A 1,752-nucleotide genomic window follows, 5' to 3' on the forward strand; every position below is an offset into this window, starting at 1 on the left:
CGAAAACGCCGGGCGGGCCGAGAAAACCGGCCCGGCCCGGCGTCGAAACGGTCCCCGCTGACGCTTCGGCCCTCCAAAGCGAAGCGTCACCTGAACCATGTGGGTGGAGGAACTTAAACCTATTCGCTACCGGAACTACGTGACGGCTTCCGAAAGAACCGCCGGACTGCGGCGGACTCGCTACTGTCGTGCCGGGTGGTCGGCGGGGAGCCGAGACTGCCCCTCACCGTAGAGCCGTTCTCGGAGCGTCTCGCCCTCGTACTCCGTGCGGAACAGCCCCCGGTCCTGTAGCTCCGGGACGACCTGATCCACGAAGTCGTCGAGGCTGCCCGTGCGGACCGCCTCCTTCACGTTGAAGCCGTCGACGCCGACCTCCTCGTGCCAGTAGACGAGTTCGTCGGCGACCTGCTCGGGCGTCCCGACGACGATGGGCGAGGTCGAACCGAGGCCGGAGAACTCCGCAACCTCCCGCACCGTCCAGTCGTGGTCGGGGTCGGACTGCGTGAACGCGTTCATCGTCCCCTGGATCGCTTGGGTCTCGATGTGCTCGACCTTCTGGTCGGGGTCGAGTTCGGAGAGATCCATGTCGAGGAAGCCCGAGAGCAGCGCCAGCGTCGACTCCACGTCGACCGACTCCTTCAGCGCCTCGTACTTCGCTTCCGCTTCTTCCTCCGTGGGCGCGACGACCGGGACGATCCCGATGAAGAACGCGATCGCGTCCTCGTCGCGGCCGGCGTCGGCGGCGCGGGACTTGACATCCTCCATGTACTCCACCACCCCCTCCTCGGTCGGCTGGGAGCAGAACACCGCCTCGGCGTTGTTCGCGGCGAAGTTCCGGCCGTACTCCGAGGAGCCGGCCTGATAGATCACCGGCGTGCGCTGGGGCGACGGCTCGGAGCCGTGCGGGCCGGGCACGTCGAAGAATTCGCCCTCGTGGTCGATACTGTGGACCTTCTCCGGGTCGGTGTAGCGGCCTGCGTCGGCGTCCCGGATGACTGCGTCGTCCTCCCACGAATCTTCCCAGAGCGCGTAGCAGACGTCGAGGAACTCGGCGGCGCGCTCGTAGCGCGTCTCCTTCTCCATGCGCTCGTCGAGGCCGAGGTTCGCGGCGGCGGATTCGAGGTAGGAGGTGACGACGTTGAACGCCACGCGGCCGTCGGTGAGGTGATCGAGCGTGGAGAACTCCCGAGCGAGCTGGTAGGGGTGGTTGTAGGTGGTGGACTTGGTGATCGCGAAGCCGAGGTCCTCCGTGGCCTCGGCCATCGCCGGCACCACGAGCGCGGGGTCGTTCGACGGCGTCTGGACGGCCTTCTCGATCGCGGTCTCGCGGTCGCCGCCGTAGACGTCGTAGATCCCGCGGACGTCGGCGAAGAACACGGCGTCGAAGTTGCCGCGCTCGGCGGTGCGGGCCACGTCGGTCCAGTACTCTCGATCGGTGTACTCGTGCGAGCGGTCGCCCTCCCGGCGCCAAGTGCCGGGCGAGACGTGCTCGACGGAGTTCATCGTGAAGAGGTTGAGGTGGAGCCGGTCGCTCATCTTGGTTACGTGTTGGGGTCTGAGGGTTAGGAACTACCGGATGCCGGCGAAACGGTGGGGTTTCGCGGTCGTGATCGTTTGGTCGTGTTCTCGTTGTACCCCTCTAGGGAGACCGTGACTGGATTTCGTTCGTCGGCTACTGCAACCGCGACAGCATCTCGTTCGTTGGCCACTTGCGACCGCAGGGCGCCGGACACAGGGTCCGGCGCAGCACCG

The 1,752-nt window shown here is 66.6% G+C and carries 1 protein-coding gene; it reads right to left on the bottom strand.

The genetic code is table 11. The annotated features are described in order from the left end of the window. Nucleotides 1-180: 180 nt before the first annotated feature. On the bottom strand, nt 181-1,536 hold the full coding sequence (locus tag ACFR9S_RS08715) for an LLM class flavin-dependent oxidoreductase (protein ID WP_379732655.1): 1,356 nt from the start codon (nt 1,534-1,536) through the stop codon (nt 181-183). Nucleotides 1,537-1,752: the final 216 nt, after the last annotated feature.

The organism is Halolamina salina (assembly GCF_042678005.1).
Classification (GTDB): Archaea; Halobacteriota; Halobacteria; order Halobacteriales; family Haloferacaceae; genus Halolamina; species Halolamina salina.

Excerpts from the sequence above, each read along its gene's own strand:
- ACFR9S_RS08715 (WP_379732655.1), bottom strand. The coding sequence starts at position 1,536 with ATGAGCGACCGGCTCCACCTCAACCTCTTCACGATGAACTCCGTCGAG.